Below are 16,166 nucleotides of genomic sequence, written 5' to 3'. Positions count from 1 at the left end.
CCGGTCGGATTCCAGACCATCGACGGACGGATGTCACCACTCTCTGCGCACAGTACCTCCCAAGGCACGTCGATGCCGCCGCCATTCCGTTGCGTCGTGTTTTCGGTTGCCGGGCAAGCCTTGGCGCTGCCGGTGGAAGCCGTGCGGCGCTTTTTGCCGTTGCCGCGGCTGGACCGGCTGCCGACCGCGCCGCTGCCGGTGGAGGGCGTCTTCCGCTACCAGGGCGAGGTGGTGCCGGTCCTGCGCCTGGATGTCCTGCTCGATCTCGTGCCGTTCGGCTCCGTGGCGGGGGGAGCGGCCCCCGGCCTCTATTCGCCGCTTCTCCTGATCACCTGGCAGGGCAGGCCGGCGGCGCTGCTGGCCGATCAGGTCCATGGCGACACGCTGGTGGAGCCGGCGGAGCGCACGCAGTCCGACCCGGCGCTGAGCTTCAACGGCTGCGCCGCCGGTGCCTTTCCGGACCGGGTGACCGGCCGTGGCGGCAGCGTGACCCTGCTCGACCCCGACCGGCTGCTGAGCGAGGCGGAGGGCCGGCTGCTCGACGCCTTCCGTGCGTCGGCGGAACGCCGGCTGGCGCAGTGGCAGCTCCCCGCCGAGGCAGGCGACGAGGCATCCCTCGGAAACGGTGCCGCATGATGGCCAACCCTGCCGCAACCATCGAGGCGATCCGCCGCGACCCGCATTTCCCGCGCCTGAAGGCGATGGTGATCGATGCCACCGGTCTTGCCTATTACGCCGACAAGGACGCCGCCTTCGCCGAGCGGATCAACCGCCGGCTGCCCTTCGGCACCGTCACCACCGTCGCCGGCTATCTGGCCGCACTGGAGGCGGAGGGGCCGGGCGGCGCGGAATATCAGGGACTGATCAACGAGCTGGCGGTGGGGGAGACCTTCTTCTTCCGCTACATCGAGCAGTTCGACGCGCTCCGCGCCGTCGCCATCCCCGAATGCATCCGCCGCAACCAGTCGAGCCGCCTGCTGCGGATCTGGAGCGCCGGCTGCTCCATCGGGCCGGAAGCCTACACCATCGAAATCCTGCTCAAGCAGCATTTCGCCAGCCAGCTGGAGGGGTGGCAGGTCCACATCGTCGGCACCGACATCAACAACGCCTTCCTGGAGCAGGCGCGGCGCGGCGCCTATGGCGACTGGGCGGTGCGCGGCCTGTCGCCGGACACGCTGGAGGCCTGTTTCGACCGCCAGGACAGGCTGTGGTCGGTGAAGCCGAAATACCGGCAATGGACGACCTTCATGCCCTTCAATCTCGTGGAGGGGGCGATTCCCTCCTACCCGCACGGGATCGGGCATTTCGACATCATCCTGTGCCGCAACGTCATGATCTATTTCGACGAGGCGACGCGGCACCGGCTGCTGGGCAACCTGCACAAGGCGCTGGCCGACGGCGGCTGGCTGGTGGTCGGCCATGCCGAGGCCGGGCCGCAGATGAACGAGCTGTTCATCCCGGTGTCGGTCCCCGGCGCCACCCTCTACCGCAAGCAGGCCGAACCGCCGGTCACGGCCGCGGTCAGCCGCAAGGCCACCCCGAGCCCGGCGGCTGCCGCGCAGACCCTGGCCGCAGCACCGCGCCGCGCCGCGAGAGCCCCGGCGAAGCCTGCGCCGCGATCCGCGGGCAATGCCGCTTCCGCCTCGCAATCCGTCGGCCCGCAATCCCGCTCTCCCGCTTCCCCCCAATCCGCCTCTCCCTCGTCCGCCTCTCCCTCGTCCGGGGTGCCCGCTCCGCCGGATGCGGCCGAGACCGGCGAGCGCTCCTCGCAGCTGGAAGCCTGTCTGGCACGGGTCGAGGCGCAGCGGCTCGACCCCGCCGCCCACTACCAGCTGGGTCTGGTGGAGGAGGAGCTGGGCGTCGGCGACCCGGTGGCGGCCTTCAAGCGGGCGCTTTATCTCGATCCGCGCTTCGTCCTGGCCGACTATCATCTGGCGCTGGCCTATTGGCGGCGCGGCCGGCTGGTCCCGGCCCAGCGCCATTTCCGCAACGCGCGCGAGGCGCTGGAGAACCGCGCCGACGGCGAGGCGGTGACGGAAGGCGGCGGCCTGACCGTGCAGGAGCTGCGCGGCATGCTGGACCTCTGGCTGACCGGTGAGGAGGGTTGATGGACGAGACGCTTGCCGGCGCAGGGGCCGCGCCGCTCATCGCGGCCCTCGACAGCGCATCGCCCGACCGTGCCGCCAACCGGGGCTCGGTCCGGGCCTCCATCGACTGGGACGCGGTGCGCGACAAGGTGGCGCACCGCAGCGCCGACCTGGAGGAGACCTTCGCCGGCCGCGGTCCCTGGGCCGACGCCGTGCTGGCCCGCCGGGCGCAGGAGCTGGCCGAAGTCCCGCAGCGCGACGACGAGGCGGGCACCGGCACGCCGATGCTGGTCGCCCGCGGCGCCGAGACCCTCTATGGGCTGGAGCTGCGCCATCTCGGCCATATCGTGCCGATGCCGCGGCTGGCCCGCGTGCCGGGCGCGCCGCCCGCAATCCTCGGCGTGATCGCCGTCGCCGGCAAGGTGATGCGGCTGTTCGATCTCGACGGCCTGTGCAGCGGGACGCATGCCGCCGCCGCCGGGATCGACCGGCCCGGTTATGCCCCCGGCTACGCCATCGTCCTGCGCACCGGCACCGGCCGTCCGGCCGCCCTGCGCCTGCACGAGGTCGAGCGGGTGGCCGACATCGCGTTGCCGCGGACCTCCGTCCCGGCGGAGGCCGGGCCGCTGGTCCGGGCGATCACCGCCGATCGCATGGCGATCCTCGACATGGCCGCCTTGCTCGACCTCGTGAAGACCTGAAAAGCGCCCGATCCACCTTAAAAAACCGCCTGGGGCCGGAGTGGAAGAATGAACATGAAAGTCGCACACAAGCTGGTCCTGGGATTCGGCGTCGTCTGTGTCCTGACCGCATTGCTGGCGCTCTACCAGATGTCGCGCTTCTCCGACGCGCTGTCGGTCATCATGGCGGTGTCCAGCTACGACACCGAGGCCGCCGATATGGTGGTGCAGGTCGGCAACCAGCAGGCGGAACTGCGCAGCACACGGGAAGCGGCGCTGAACGCGGTGTCGGTCGCCAATGCCGAGGGGCGGGCCGCCGACATCCCGGCCATCATGGCGCCGATGCGCAGCCAATATGAACAGACCGGGCTCAAGCTGCGCGAGACGTTGGGCAAGCTGCGCTCGATGGTCGCCGAACGCTCGCAGAACAGCGTGACCGACAGCCGCCGCAAGGGCTGGGTGGAGCTGGACACTTCGGTGACCGAGATGAACCGCGCCATCGGCGCGGTGGGCGACGAGGCGCGGACCATCTACACCCTGCTGGAGCGCAACCAGGTCTCCGAGGCGCTCCAGCGCCGCCAGCGGGTGGACGAGCTGCGCAAGCTGATGGAGCAGCGCATCGACGCCGCCCAGACCGCCATCGACCATCTGACCGCCGCCGGCCGCGACGACATCCGGGCGATCTACAACTCCGCCATCCAGTCCTCGGTCATCGCGCTGGTGGCCGTCTTCCTGATCGCGGTGGGGGTCGCCTACACCATCGGCAGCTCCATCACCCGCCGGCTCGGCCGCGCCATCGACTTCGTCACCAAGGTCGGGCACGGCGACCTGACGCAGGAGATCATGATCGCCGGCAAGGACGAACTCGCCATCCTCGGCCAGCATCTGAACGAAATGGCCGGCCGGCTGAAGTCGATGGCCCGCACCACGCGGGAGACGGCCGAGAGCGTCCACGCCGCCACCGCCCAGATCCGCGCCTCGACCCAGCAGCAGTCGGCCAGCGTCGCCGAACAGTTGGCCGCGGTCGAGCAGACCACGGCGACCCTGTCGGAGATCACCGAGTCCGGCGCCCAGATCAATCGCCGCGCCCAGGACGTTTCCCATGGCGCCCAGACGGTGGCGGCCTCCAGCCATTCCGGCATGAAGGCGGTGGACGACACCATCCAGGCGATGGACGCCATCCGCGAACAGGCCGAGGCGGTGGCCGAGAACATCGTCATGTTGTCCGAACGCACCCAGGCCATCGGCGAGATCATCGTCACGGTGAACGACATCGCCGAGCGCTGCCACCTGCTGGCGCTGAACGCCGCCATCGAGGCGGCGGCGGCGGGCGAGCATGGCCGCACCTTCTCCATCGTCGCCGGCGAGATCAAGAGCCTGGCCGACCAGTCGAAGGAGGCGACCTCCCAGGTCCGTTCCAACCTGTCGGAGATCCAGCACGGCATCAACGCGTCGGTGATGCTGACGGAGGAGGCGGTCAAGCGCGTCGCCGCCGGCAAGCGCCAGACCGACGCCACCCAGTCGACCATCCGCACCATGGCGGAGAACATCCAGGAGAGCGTGCTGGCCTTCCAGCAGATCGTCGCCGGCACCAACCAGCAGCAGATCGGCCTGGAGCAGGTGATCCAGGCGCTCCAGAACATCCGCGAGGCCAGCAGCCAGACGGCGGCCGGCACCCGCCAGCTGGAGGGCGCCGCTGCCAACCTGAACAACCTCGGCCAGGGTCTGGTCGAGGCGGTGCGGAACTATCAGGTGTGACGATGCACCGCCGAGGCCCCTGATGGACATCCGCCAGCGCCTGCTCGCCGCCTTCGACCTGGAGCACAAGGACCATCTCGCCGCGATCCGCAACGCGCTCCGCGATGCGGAGGCGACGGGCGATGCGCCGGATCTCGTCGACATCCACCGGCGCGCCCACAGCCTGAAGGGCGCCGCCCGCGCCGTCGACCTGCCGGAGGTGGAGGCGATCTCCCACCGGCTGGAGGCCGCCTTCATCGCCGTGCAGAAGGGCGAGATCCCGCTCGACCCCGCCAGCGTCGGCGTGGTCCGCCGCTCGCTCGACGCCATCGAGGATCTGGTCGCCTGGTCGCTCCAGGGCGGCGACCCGGTGGAGACCGCCGGGGTGCTGGCCGATCTCGACGCGCTGGCCGCCGGCCGCAGCGGCGGATCGGTCCCGGCTCCGTCTCCCGCCGCCGCCCGCGCCGCCGTCCGCCGCCCGCCGGCCCAGCGCGACCGCGCCGCCGACGCCGACAGCGCCGCCCTGGTCCGCATCGCGGCGCAGGGGCTGGAGCGCCTGTCGGAAACCGCGTCGGCCCTTCTGCCGGAGGTGGAAGCCCAGGCCGGCCTCGGCGAACAGCTTCGCACGATGCGCCGCGAATGGCGGGCGCTCGACCGGGCATGGCGGCATCTGCGCGTTCAGATCGGCCGCGGCGTCCGGGCCGATGCGGGGGCGGGGGCCGACGCGCTGCCCAGCGCGCTGGACGGGCGCGGCGCGCTGCCGGCATTGATGGCTTTCGAACGCCGCTTCCGCGCGCTCGGCGGCGCGCTCGACAGCGCGCACCGCAGCCACGACCGGCTGTTGTGGTCGATGCGGCGCTGGGGCGGCGGTCTTCAGCAGGACATGCGGCGCCTGCGCATGCTGCCGGCGGAAAACCAGCTGAGCGGCCTCGGCCGCATGGTCCGCGACATCAGCCGGGCCGAAGGCAAGGAGGTCGAGGTCGATGTCCGCGGGCTGGAGGTCGAGGCCGACCGCACCGTGCTGCAACGGCTGAAGGACCCGATCCTGCACATCGCCCGCAACGCCATCAGCCACGGCATCGAGACGCCGGCTGAGCGGCTGGCGCTGGGCAAGCGGCCGGCGGCGCGCGTCACCATCGCCGCCTCGGTGGAGGGGGCGCGCCTGCGCCTGCGCATCGAGGATGACGGCCGCGGGCTGGACCGCGCGGCGATCCTGCGCAAGGCGGCCGAGCGCGGCCTGATCGACGCCGCCGACCTGTCGACCGGCGCGGAGATGCCGCAGGAGCGGCTGACCGAGTTCCTGTTCCATCCCGGCTTCTCCACCGCCGCCCAGACCACCGAGCTGGCCGGGCGCGGCATGGGGCTCGCCATCGCCAGGCGCGAAGTGGAGCGGCTGCAGGGCAACCTGACCATCGCCGACCGCGCGGACGGCGGCACCGCGGTCACCATCGAGGTGCCGCTCAGCCTGCTGAGCCAGCGTCTCGTCTTCGTGCTGGTGCAGGACCAGACCCTGGCGATCCCGTCCGCCGACGTCGTCCGCCTGCGCACCGCCAGCGCGCAGTCGCTGTTCTCCGGCACCGGCACGCCGATGACCCGGATCGGCGATGAGGAAATCCCCGTCACCTCGCTGGCCGCCCTCTTGGGCATGGAGGCGCCGGTGGTGCCGTCGGCCGAGCGCGGGCTGTCGCTGGTCGTGGTGCGGGCGGGGGACCGGCGGCTGGCGCTGGCGGTCGACCGCTTCGTCGCCACGCGCGAGACGGTGGTGACGGCGGCGGAGGAGACCGGGCTGGACAGCGGTCGCTATCTCGGCACCGTGCTGATGGACGATGGCGGACCGGCGCTGGTGCTGAACATTCCGGGCCTGATGCCGCTGCCCGGCAGCACCCTGCCGGCCCCGGCCCGCCCGGCCGAAGAGGCGACCCCTGCCCGGGCGCATATCCTGGTTGTCGATGACAGCATCACCACCCGCACGCTGGAAAAGAGCATCCTCGAAGCCCATGGTTATCGGGTGACGCTGTGCGTGGACGGGCGCGAGGCTTTGGAGCGCCTGTCGGAAGGGATGGAGGTTGGCCTGATCATCAGCGACGTCGAGATGCCCCGGATGGACGGCTTCGCCCTGTTGCAGGCGGTGAAGGCTGACAAGCGGCTGGAAGAGATCCCGGTGATCCTGGTCACCTCGCGCGCCAGCGACGAGGACCGCGAGCGCGGCCTGCGGCTCGGCGCCGACGCCTACATCGTCAAGACGCGATTCGACCAGAACGAGCTTCTGGCCGGCATCCGGCGGCTGCTGTGAGCGGCCAGACGAACGGCGGACCCCTCACCACCGGTACCCGTCGCATCCGCGTGCTGGTGGTCGAGGACAGCCCGGTCATCCAGCAGCTGCTGAGCCACGTCATCGGCGCCGACCCGCGGCTGGAGGTGGCGGGCATCGCGTCGAGCGGCGAACAGGCGCTGCGCATGATCGAGCGGACGGCGCCCGACGTGGTGTCGCTCGACATCCGCCTGCCGGGCATCGACGGGTTCGAGGTGACCAGCCGCATCATGCGGCAGACCCCGCTGCCGATCGTGGTGGTGGCGTCGGACGTGCGCGACCTCGACATCCCGATGCGGGCGCTCCAGGCCGGCGCGCTGGCGGTGGTGGAGAAGCCGGGCAGCATGGCGCGCGCCGACTACCAGACGGTGGCGCACCATCTCTGCACCCAGCTGGTCATCATGAGCCAGGTGAAGGTGATCCGCCACCGCATCACCGCCCGCGCCGCGCGCCCCGCCTCCGGCATGTCCGCAGGAGCGTCCGCGGACGCCCCGTCTCAGGACAACAGGCTGGCGGACAGCAGGCTGCCGGACAACAGGCTCCCGGACGAGGCGGTGGCGCCCGACGGCCGGCTCCGGCGCTTCCGTGCGCTCGGCCTCGTCGCCTCCACCGGCGGGCCGGCGGCGCTGGCGAAGATCCTCCGCGATCTGCCGGCCGATTTCCCGATGCCGGTCTTCGTGGTCCAGCATATGGGCGCGCCCTTCATGGCCGGCTTCGCCAGCTGGCTCGGCACCGTCTCCGCCCTGCCGGTGCGGCTGGGGGAGGCCGGGCTGCCCCCGCGGCCCGGCACGGTCTATGTCGCGCCGGGCGACCGGCACCTGCTGGTTGACGGCGCCACGCTGCGCCTGACGGCCGACCCGATGGTGTGCGGCCAGCGCCCGTCGGGCGAGGTGCTGTTCCAGTCGATGGCGCGCGCCTACGGTGCGTCCGGCATCGGCGTGCTGCTGACCGGAATGGGCGAGGACGGCGCGAGAGGGCTGGTGGACATGCGCACGGCCGGCGCCTACACCATAGCCGAACATGCCTCTACGGCGGTGATCCACAGCATGCCCGGCACCGCGGTGCGGCTGGGCGGCGCGGTGGAGGAACTGCCCCTCGACCGGGTGGCCGGACGGCTGCTGCAATTGACCTCCGACGATAAGATGGCGTCATGAACGGACCCCGCACCCTGGTTGTCATGGGTTCCCAGACGCAGGGGCTTCTGCTGAAGCTGCTGCTCGAGGAACGTGGCGTGGAGACCGTCTGCGTCGAAGGCGTCGAACCTGCCCTGGCGGAGATCGCCGGCACCCCGCAGGATCTGCTGATCGTCGAGGGCGAGCTTGCCGGCCCGACCGGCCTGGCCGAGCTGCGCGCCCGCACCGACGCCGCCGTCATCGTGCTCGGCCGCGGGCAGGGGGAGAGCGATCCCTCCGACCCCAAGGCGGTGGTGGAGACCGCCTGCGCGCTGATCGAGCGGCGCAGCGCCCCGCCGACGGCGCCGGAGATCTTCCGCCGCGCCCGCATCCTGATCGTCGACGACAGCGCGACCTACCGCGAATTCCTGCGCGCCGAGCTGGAGCAGGAGGGCTGCACCGTCACCGCTGCCCGCAACGCCGACGAGGCGGTGGCGGCGCTGGCCGGCGGCGCGCTGGACTGCGTCATCCTGGATCTGGTGATGCCGGGCACCAGCGGCACCCAGCTCTGCGAAAGATTCGACAGGTTCCGCCGCCAGCGCGGCCTGTTCTTCCAAATCGTCATCCTGACCAGCCAGGACGATGAGGAACAACTGATGATCAGTCTGAACGCCGGAGCCGACGATTTCGTTGGTAAGGCACAGACGATGGATGTCCTCAAGATCAGGCTGATGGCGCTTCTTCGGCGCAAATACTTCGTCGAGGACCATCTTATCCGTTTGCCGCGTCCTGCACCTTCCGCATAGGAGGGGAGTAGGGCCATCGTTTGATTTCGAAAGCCGTCTTGTCCGTTTATTCTCTGCGGGCTTTTCGAAACTGTCCGACGGTCCGACAGGTGCCCATGGCGATCAGCCTCCAGCCCATCCACGAGCCCCCGATCTCCAGAGACACCGACGCAAGAGACACCGACGCGATGCACCGATCTTCGGCCACCCCCACGTCCCCGACCGATCTTCGGTATCGCGAGTGCCTCGAGAATGCCCGGCGCGTCTGCGCGGCCGGGACGGTTCCGACCATGCTGGTGGTCGGCGGGCCGGAGATGGCCGCCGTCCGCTGCAACGAGTCGCTGGCGACCCTGCTGAACCGCCCGCGCGCCGCCGCCCGTGATGAAAGCGGGCCGAACCTGCTGCCGGGCGGCTGGACCGCGGTGGCCGAGGCGCTGCGCCCGCTCTACCGCGAGGGAACCGCCGACAGCCCGGCTTCTCCCCCCGACAGCGTCCGGCTGACCCTGCCCAGCGAACCGCCGATCGGCCTGCGCGCGACGCCGCTGCTGGTCGACGGCCGGGTGGTCGGCGTGCTGGCGACCGCGACCTTGGACGGCGCCATCGCCCAGATGGCCGAGACCATGCGGGCGGAGGTGGCGCGCACCACCGCGGCGCGCTCCCGCTTCCTGGCCTCGGCCAGCCACGACCTGCGCCAGCCCTTCCAGGCGATGCGCCTGTTCCTCGATGCCCTGACCAACCAGGTGGAGGGCAACGCCCGGGCCTCGCGCACCGCCGGCATGCTGGCCAACGCGATGACGGCCGGCGAGCAGCTGCTGAACGCCCTGCTCGACATCTCCACGCTGGATGCCGGCACGGTGGAGGCCGACTTGCAGGCGGTGCCGCTCGACGCGCTGCTGCAATCGCTGGCCGACGAATTCCGCCCGCAGGCCGAGGAGAAGGGGCTGCGCCTGCGCGTCCATCTGCCCTGCCGGGCGGTGACCCGCAGCGACCCGGTCCTGCTCGGCCGCATCGTCCGCAACCTGCTGGCCAACGCCATCCGCTACACCCAGCGCGGTGGCATCCTGCTGGGCCTGCGCAAGCGCGACGGCCGCTGGCGCATCGAGGTGTGGGACACCGGCTTCGGCATTCCCCAGGACAAGCTGGACGTCATCTTCGACGAGTTCCACCAGCTGACCAACCCGGCGCGCGACCCCACACGCGGCCTCGGCCTCGGCCTCGCCATCGTCCGCCGCCTGTCGGTCCTGCTGAGCGCCCCCATCGACGTGCAGTCGCGCTCCGGCCGCGGCTCGGTCTTCGCCGTCACCGTCGAGCGGCTGGAGGCGGAGGAGGCACCCGCCGACGCCCCGGCCGTTGCCGCTTCGGCCGGCCAGGGTGCCGCCGCCGTGCCGCTGGACGGCATGCGCATCCTGGTGGTGGACGACGACAGCATGGTGCTGTCCGGCCTGCTGCTGACCCTGGAAAGCTGGGGCTGCGCCTTCGTCTCGGCGTCCAACATGCGCGAGGTGTTCGCCGCGGTCGACGGGCTGGAGGGCCCGCCCGACGCCATCCTGACCGACCTGCGCCTGCCGGGGAAAGTGTCCGGCTTCGACGTGATCGACCGCGTCCGCAAGCTGTTCAAGACCGACATCCCGGCGGTGGTGCTGACCGGCGAGACCGCGCCCGAATCCCTGCTGGAGGGCCAGCGCCGCGGCTGCGCCTTCCTGCACAAGCCGCTGCACCCCGGCGACCTGCGCCGCGTGCTGGAAGAGGTGCGGCGGGACGGAACGGCGGGCTGCTGATCCTCCGCGCCCGACCCTGCGGCGTGCTCAGGTCAGGCGCGCCGCTGCGGCAAGCAGCCGTTCCAGAACGGCCAGCGCCTCGGAAATCGCGTCTGGCGAAGGCGGAGGCGATTCGTCCTCAGGCGGATAGCGATATTCCGTCGCCCAGGAGGTGAAGGGGCGGCAGTGGTCGAGATCGTCCGCAAGCTCCGGATAGAGTGGGGCGGTGACCGAGGCCAATTCGTCGAGGTCGTGGACCTTGCGGAATCCCAGACCAGCCGACACGAGCAGACCCTTCATCAGCTTCTCGGCAGCCTGTTGGCAGTGGTAGGCGGCGTTCCCCAATGAGGGTGGATCCATGGCGAGGCACGCCTGCGCCACCCGCCGATCCTCCGCGGCCACCCTCCACCAGCGGCGGGCCTCTTCCAGACTCGCCGAGCGGTCATTGTCGTTCATAGACGACAACCCCTTCGCGGTCGGCGATGTGGGAAAGCGAGCCGGCAACGCCGCGCTTGCGCTCGAAGACCGAAGCACGGCAGGCGACGATGTCGACCGCCCGGTGATAGGTCTTGCGGGCTTCGTACTTGCTGCGCCAGGAAAGCCGTTCCGGCGGCGTATCGTCCTCGACGATCACGAACAGGTCATAGTCGCTGTCGTCGCCGGCATCGCCCCTTGCCTGCGACCCGAACAGGATCACTTTCCGCGGTTGGAAATGGGCAATCACCGGACGCAGCAATTCGTCCGGCACTTCCGGTGCGCGAAGATGCTCATGTCCCTCGGCGCCCGCCATATCGTCCTCTCCGTAGCGGGTCCAGTCTAGCAGGCCAGTCACGTCCCCCTCAATCCCGCCCTCAATCCCTGGGCGGGCTTTGCAGGTACAGCACCAGTAGCCGCACCAGGCTTTCCAGCGCGTCGGCATGGATGCGCTCGTAGCCGTGCGAGGCGTCGATGCCGAAGCAGACCAGCGCCGTGCGGATGTCGTTGCCGGCCTCGATGGCCGACGCGCTGTCGCAGCGGTAATAGCGGAAGACGTCGCGCTGGTGCGGGATGTTCTGCGCCTGACACAGCGCGATCAGCGAATGGGTCAGCGCCATGTCGAAGGGGCCGGTGCTGTCGGCCATGGCGATGGTGACGCCGTACTCGCTGCTGTTCTGTCCCGGCGCAGTGGTGCCGTTGTCGATGGTCACCATCTCCGCCACGTCCTGATGCAGGATGGACGAGGCGCCGGACCCGACCTCCTCGGAGATGGTGAACAGCAGGTGGCAGTCCACCGGCAGGGCGGCCCCGGCATCGACCACCGCCTTCGCCGCGCCCAGCATCACCGCCACCCCCGCCTTGTCGTCGAGATGGCGCGAGACGATGTAGCCGTTCTCCAGGAATTCCGGCTGCGGGTCGATCGACACGATGTCGCCGATGTTGAAGCCGCGCTCCTCCAGATCGCGCCGGTTGGCGACCGGGGCGTCGACGCGCAGCTCCACCTGCTGCCAGGTGACCGGCTGGCTGTCGACCTCCTTGTTGAAGGTGTGGCCCGACGCCTTCAGCGGCAGGATGGTGCCGCGCCAGGGGCCGCGGTCGGTCAGAACGGTGCAGCGCGCCCCCTCGGCGAAGCGCGACGACCAGTGGCCGATGGGCACCAGCTCCATCCGGCCATTGTCCTTCAGCATCTTCACCTGGGCGCCCAGCGTGTCGACATGGGCGACCAGCGCCCGGTCGGGGGTGGAGCGCACGCCCTTCAGGTCGGCCCGGATGGCGCCGCGCCGCGTCAGCTCATAGGGGATGCCCATCCGCTCCAGCTCGGCGCAGCACAGCCGCACCACGTCGCCGGTGTGGCCGGTCGGGCTCGGCGTCGTCAGCAGCCGGTAAAGGACGTCGGTGACATAGCCCATGTCGATGGGCAGCGGCACGGCCATGGTCGGATTTTCCTCCTCAGGATAGTGGCGCGGCGAGTGCCGGCCTCACAGCACCCCCCGCGTCTGTGGGAACAGCATATCGACGAAACGTTCCGCCGTCGGCTGGGGTTCGTGGTTGGCGAGGCCCGGACGCTCGTTCGCCTCGATGAAGACATGGCCCGGCCGCTCCGGCGCCTCGACCAGCAGGTCGAAGCCCACCACCGGAATGTCCAGCGCGCGGGCTGCCACCGTCGCCACCTCCACCAGTTCCGGGTGCAGGCTGTCGGTCACGTCGTGGATGGTGCCGCCGGTGTGCAGGTTCGCCGTCTTGCGCACCGGCAGCACCTCGCCCGCCGCCAGCACGTCGTCCAAACTCTTCCTGGCGGCGGCGAGGCAGCGGTCGGTCTCGGCGTCCAGCGGGATGTGGCTTTCGCCGCCGGTGGCTGCGGCGCGGCGGCGGCTCTGCGCCTCGATCAGTTCGCGCACCGTGTGGCTGCCGTCGCCGGTCACCTCGGCCGGGCGGCGCACCGCGGCGGCCACCACCTTCTTGTCGATGACGATGATCCGCAGATCCTGCCCCTCATAAAACTGCTCCAGAAGCACCGTGTCGCAATGCTGGCGGGCCGATGCGATGGCGCGCTCCATCGTCTCGGCGTCCCGCACGTCCACCGTGATGCCGCGGCCCTGCTCGCCGCGTGCCGGCTTGATCACGATGCGGCCATGGGTCGCCAGGAAGGCGGCATTCTCGTCCGGCTCGCCCGCCACCGCCTGGGCTGGGACCTTCAGGCTGGCGCGCTCCAGAACGCGCCGCGTCACCGCCTTGTCGTCGCAGCGGCTCATGGCGACGGCGCTGGTCAGTTCGCTCAGCGATTCCCGGCACACCACGCTGCGCCCGCCCCAGGTCAGGCAGAAATAGCCGGCCTCGGCATCCAGCACATCGACGCCGATGCCGCGCCGCCGCGCCTCGTTGACGATGATGGTGGCATAGGGGTTCAACTGCTCGCCCGGCTGCGGGCCGGTGAACAGCCGCTCGTTGATCGGGTTCCTGGTCTTCAGCGCAAAGGCCGGAATCCGGCGGAAGTTCAGCTTCTCATAGAGCGCGATGGCGCTCTCGTTGTCGTGCAGAACCGACAAATCGAGGAAGGCACGGCCGCGCGCCTGTACATGCTCCGCCACCGTGCGGACCAGCGTCTCGCCGATCCCCGGAAACGAGGCCTGCGGATCGACCGCCAGGCACCAGAGCGAGCTGCCGTTTTCCGGGTCGCCATAGGCATGGGCATGGTCCACCGCCGTCACCGAGCCGATGATCTCGCCGGTGGCGTCGTCGCAGGCGACGAAATGGGTCAGCACCCGGCTGTTGCGCGACGCCACCAGGAAGGAGGAGGAGACCGGCACCATCCGCCGCCGGGCATAGATGCGCTGCACCCCCTCGGCATCCTCGCGCGTGCGCAGCCGGCGGACGCTGTAGCCCTTCGGCCGGCGCCGCGACGGCCGGTAGTCGGTCAGCCACAGGCGGAAGGTGTGGGAGGGGTCGAGAAACAGCTCCTGCGGTGCGCGCGACAGGGCAACATGGGGGTCCTGCAGATAGAAGACGATGTCGCGGGTGCCCGGCGCCTCCTGCCGCAGAGTCTCGATCATGCGGTCGAGATCGTCGAAGGTGTGGGCGAAGATCAGCCGTCCCCAGCCGCAATCCACCACCACATCGGCGCGCGGCGCGTCGGCTCCGGTCTCTCCCGCCGGTGGCCGGCCGGTGTAGCGGCGGGTGTGGCGCAGGGTGGCGCTGGCGGCGCGTTCCAGCCGGTGCGGTTTCACGCGGGCGTAGCTCATGGGATCCCCCTGGTCGTCGGATGCGGCTCCACGCATTGGCAACATCCGGGGTCCCCTTCAGGGGCCCGCATCCGGATGTGCCGGCGGAGCGTCGGTCGTTTTGAGTCGCCTGCTTACAGGCCCTGTTCCTGGAACCAGAATTCCAGCAGGGCGACCTGCCACAGCTTCGATCCCCTGAGCGGCGTGATGTGGCGTTCCGGATCGGCCAGCAGCCGGTCGAGATAGTCGCGGCGGAACAGCCCGCGCTGGCGCGCCGACGGGGCGTTCAGCACGTCGCGCACCCGTTCCAGGAAGGGGCCGCGCAGGTATTTCAGCGCCGGCACCGGGAAATAGCCCTTCGGCCGGTCGATCACCGCCGCGGGCACCACGCTTCGCGCCGCTTCCTTCAGCACATACTTGCCGCCGTCGGGCAGCTTCATCTCCGCCGGGATGCGGGCGGCCAGCTCCACCAGCTCATGGTCGAGGAAGGGCACGCGCGCTTCCAGTCCGGCGGCCATCGTCATGTTGTCGACGCGCTTCACCGGATCGTCGACCAGCATCACCGTGGTGTCGAGCCGCAGCGCCTTGTCCACCGGCCGCTCGGCGCCCGGCATGGCGAAACGTTGTTCCAGCCAGCGGCGGGAATGATCGTCTTCGATGAATCTCGGGCCGATGAACCTCGGGTCGAGCGCCTCGGCCATCTCCGCATGGTCGCGGTCGAAGAAGACGCGGGCGTAATCGCCGACGGCGTCCCTGCTCTCCAGCAGCGGCGGATACCAGTGATAGCCGCCGAACACCTCGTCGGCGCCCTGGCCCGACTGCACCACCTTCACCTGCTTCGCCACCTCCTGAGACAGCAGGAAGAAGCCGATGTTGTCGTGGCTGACCATCGGCTCCGACATGGCGCGGACGCAGTCGGTCAGCTCCGGCAGGGCGCGGGCGCTGTCGACGAACAGGCGGTGGTGGTCGGTGCCGAAATGCCGGGCGACGATGTCGGAATACTGGAACTCGTCGCCGCGCTCGTCGCCCACCGTCTCGAAGCCGATGGAGAAGGTCTTCAGCCCGCTCTGCCCGTTTTCGGCCAGCAGGGCGGTGATCAGCGAGCTGTCCAGCCCGCCCGACAGCAGCACGCCGACCGGCACATCGGCGACCAGCCGGCGGCGCACCGCGCGGGTCAGCGTCTCCAGCACCAGCTCGCGCCACTCGGCGAAGTCGCGGCCCTCGTCGCCGGCCTGCGGACCGAAGGTCAGCGACCAGTAGGTGTGTTCGCGCTTGGTGCCGTCCGGCTCCACCACCAGCACTGTGGCGGGCGGCAGCTTCCGCACGCCCTTCAGGATGGTGTGGGGCGCCGGAACGACGGCGTGGAAGCTCATGTAATGGTGCAGCGCCACCGGATCGACGTCGGTGTCGATCCCCCCCGACGCCACCAGCGCCGGCAGGGAGGAGGCGAAGCGCAAGCCCCCCGGAATGTCCGCCAGATACAGCGGCTTGATGCCCAGCCGGTCGCGGCCCAGCACCACCCGGCCGCTGTCGCGCTCGTGGATGGCGAAGGCGAACATGCCGTTCATGCGCTTGACGAAATCCGGTCCCCAGGCGTGATAGGCCTTGATCAGGACCTCGGTGTCGCCGTCGGAGAAAAAGCTGTAGCCGAGCCCGGCCAGCTCTTCTCGCAGCTCCCGGTGGTTGTAGATGCAGCCGTTGAAGACGATGGCGAGACCCAGCGCGGAATCGACCATCGGCTGCTGCGATGCCTCGCTGAGGTCGATGATCTTCAGCCGGCGATGGCCGAAGGCGACGCGCCCATGGGCGAACAGGCCATGGCCGTCCGGCCCGCGCGGCGCCAACCGGTCGCACATGGCCTGGACGGCGGCCGTGCTCGCCGCCTCGCCGGATTTGAAACGAATCTCGCCACTCACTCCGCACATCGGCTGTCGAGCCTCCTCGTTGGTTCAGGACGAAGGGGCGCCAGACCCGTGAAAAAGGGCCGAACTGCACCACCGCT

13 protein-coding genes are annotated in these 16,166 nt (G+C 70.3%); 8 read left to right on the top strand and 5 right to left on the bottom strand.

From position 1 onward, the window contains the following. Positions 1-30 precede the first annotated feature (30 nt). The 8 genes from VH569_RS29595 to VH569_RS29560 all read left to right on the top strand — a co-directional run bounded on the left by VH569_RS29595 (position 31) and on the right by VH569_RS29560 (position 10,490). On the top strand, positions 31-636 hold the full coding sequence (locus tag VH569_RS29595) for a chemotaxis protein CheW (RefSeq protein WP_423320185.1): 606 nt from the start codon (positions 31-33) through the stop codon (positions 634-636). After that, positions 633-2,108 (top strand): CheR family methyltransferase, encoded by a 1,476-nt coding sequence (locus VH569_RS29590; protein ID WP_423320184.1) that lies wholly within the window; start codon positions 633-635, stop codon positions 2,106-2,108. Before VH569_RS29595 ends, VH569_RS29590 begins: the two co-directional genes overlap by 4 nt. Further along, positions 2,108-2,788 (top strand): chemotaxis protein CheW, encoded by a 681-nt coding sequence (locus VH569_RS29585; protein ID WP_423320182.1) that lies wholly within the window; start codon positions 2,108-2,110, stop codon positions 2,786-2,788. Before VH569_RS29590 ends, VH569_RS29585 begins: the two co-directional genes overlap by 1 nt. A 54-nt stretch (positions 2,789-2,842) precedes the next feature. Next, positions 2,843-4,525, top strand: a complete 1,683-nt coding sequence (locus VH569_RS29580; protein WP_423320180.1) for a methyl-accepting chemotaxis protein — start codon at positions 2,843-2,845, stop codon at positions 4,523-4,525. A 22-nt stretch (positions 4,526-4,547) separates the two neighbouring features. Next, positions 4,548-6,797, top strand: coding sequence for a hybrid sensor histidine kinase/response regulator (locus VH569_RS29575; protein ID WP_423320178.1), 2,250 nt, complete (start codon positions 4,548-4,550; stop codon positions 6,795-6,797). Beyond that, entirely contained in the window at positions 6,794-7,969 is a 1,176-nt protein-coding gene (gene cheB / locus VH569_RS29570; RefSeq protein WP_423320176.1) for a chemotaxis-specific protein-glutamate methyltransferase CheB, read from the top strand. The genes VH569_RS29575 and cheB overlap by 4 nt, the downstream gene beginning before the upstream one ends. Beyond that, positions 7,966-8,733 (top strand): response regulator transcription factor, encoded by a 768-nt coding sequence (locus VH569_RS29565; protein WP_423320174.1) that lies wholly within the window; start codon positions 7,966-7,968, stop codon positions 8,731-8,733. The genes cheB and VH569_RS29565 overlap by 4 nt, the downstream gene beginning before the upstream one ends. Positions 8,734-9,002: 269 nt before the next feature. Next, on the top strand, positions 9,003-10,490 hold the full coding sequence (locus tag VH569_RS29560; RefSeq protein ID WP_423320172.1) for a hybrid sensor histidine kinase/response regulator: 1,488 nt from the start codon (positions 9,003-9,005) through the stop codon (positions 10,488-10,490). A gap of 27 nt (positions 10,491-10,517) precedes the next feature. Here the strand turns inward: VH569_RS29560 and VH569_RS29555 are convergent, their stop codons facing one another. From VH569_RS29555 to VH569_RS29535, 5 genes are all read right to left on the bottom strand, one after another. Next, positions 10,518-10,925, bottom strand: coding sequence for a HEPN domain-containing protein (locus VH569_RS29555; RefSeq protein ID WP_423320171.1), 408 nt, complete (start codon positions 10,923-10,925; stop codon positions 10,518-10,520). Next, a complete protein-coding gene (locus tag VH569_RS29550) occupies positions 10,912-11,259 on the bottom strand; it encodes a nucleotidyltransferase family protein (RefSeq protein ID WP_423320169.1) in 348 nt (115 codons plus the stop codon). The genes VH569_RS29555 and VH569_RS29550 overlap by 14 nt, the downstream gene beginning before the upstream one ends. 61 nt (positions 11,260-11,320) lie before the next feature. Next, positions 11,321-12,379, bottom strand: a complete 1,059-nt coding sequence (locus VH569_RS29545) for an osmoprotectant NAGGN system M42 family peptidase (protein ID WP_423320168.1) — start codon at positions 12,377-12,379, stop codon at positions 11,321-11,323. A gap of 45 nt (positions 12,380-12,424) precedes the next feature. Next, positions 12,425-14,185 carry an N-acetylglutaminylglutamine synthetase gene (ngg, locus tag VH569_RS29540; RefSeq protein WP_423320166.1) on the bottom strand — a complete coding sequence of 587 codons (1,761 nt, stop codon included), beginning with the start codon at positions 14,183-14,185 and terminating at the stop codon, positions 12,425-12,427. 113 nt (positions 14,186-14,298) lie between these two features. After that, positions 14,299-16,089 (bottom strand): N-acetylglutaminylglutamine amidotransferase, encoded by a 1,791-nt coding sequence (locus VH569_RS29535; RefSeq protein WP_423320165.1) that lies wholly within the window; start codon positions 16,087-16,089, stop codon positions 14,299-14,301. Positions 16,090-16,166 lie beyond the last annotated feature (77 nt).

This window comes from Azospirillum sp. 11R-A, from assembly GCF_049472615.1.
Lineage (GTDB): Bacteria > Pseudomonadota > Alphaproteobacteria > Azospirillales > Azospirillaceae > Azospirillum > Azospirillum palustre.
Note: the sequence above shows the minus strand (reverse complement) of the source record. Positions and strands in the feature narration are given on the sequence as shown.

What these genes read in the sequence shown, in the direction of transcription:
- VH569_RS29595 (WP_423320185.1), top strand. Translation starts at nt 31, where the DNA reads ATGTCACCACTCTCTGCGCACAGTACCTCCCAAGGCACGTCGATGCCG.
- VH569_RS29590 (WP_423320184.1), top strand. Translation starts at nt 633, where the DNA reads ATGATGGCCAACCCTGCCGCAACCATCGAGGCGATCCGCCGCGACCCG.
- VH569_RS29585 (WP_423320182.1), top strand. Translation starts at nt 2,108, where the DNA reads ATGGACGAGACGCTTGCCGGCGCAGGGGCCGCGCCGCTCATCGCGGCC.
- VH569_RS29580 (WP_423320180.1), top strand. Translation starts at nt 2,843, where the DNA reads ATGAAAGTCGCACACAAGCTGGTCCTGGGATTCGGCGTCGTCTGTGTC.
- VH569_RS29575 (WP_423320178.1), top strand. Translation starts at nt 4,548, where the DNA reads ATGGACATCCGCCAGCGCCTGCTCGCCGCCTTCGACCTGGAGCACAAG.
- VH569_RS29565 (WP_423320174.1), top strand. Translation starts at nt 7,966, where the DNA reads ATGAACGGACCCCGCACCCTGGTTGTCATGGGTTCCCAGACGCAGGGG.
- VH569_RS29560 (WP_423320172.1), top strand. Translation starts at nt 9,003, where the DNA reads ATGCTGGTGGTCGGCGGGCCGGAGATGGCCGCCGTCCGCTGCAACGAG.
- VH569_RS29555 (WP_423320171.1), bottom strand. Translation starts at nt 10,925, where the DNA reads ATGAACGACAATGACCGCTCGGCGAGTCTGGAAGAGGCCCGCCGCTGG.
- VH569_RS29550 (WP_423320169.1), bottom strand. Translation starts at nt 11,259, where the DNA reads ATGGCGGGCGCCGAGGGACATGAGCATCTTCGCGCACCGGAAGTGCCG.
- VH569_RS29545 (WP_423320168.1), bottom strand. Translation starts at nt 12,379, where the DNA reads ATGGCCGTGCCGCTGCCCATCGACATGGGCTATGTCACCGACGTCCTT.
- ngg (WP_423320166.1), bottom strand. Translation starts at nt 14,185, where the DNA reads ATGAGCTACGCCCGCGTGAAACCGCACCGGCTGGAACGCGCCGCCAGC.
- VH569_RS29535 (WP_423320165.1), bottom strand. Translation starts at nt 16,089, where the DNA reads ATGTGCGGAGTGAGTGGCGAGATTCGTTTCAAATCCGGCGAGGCGGCG.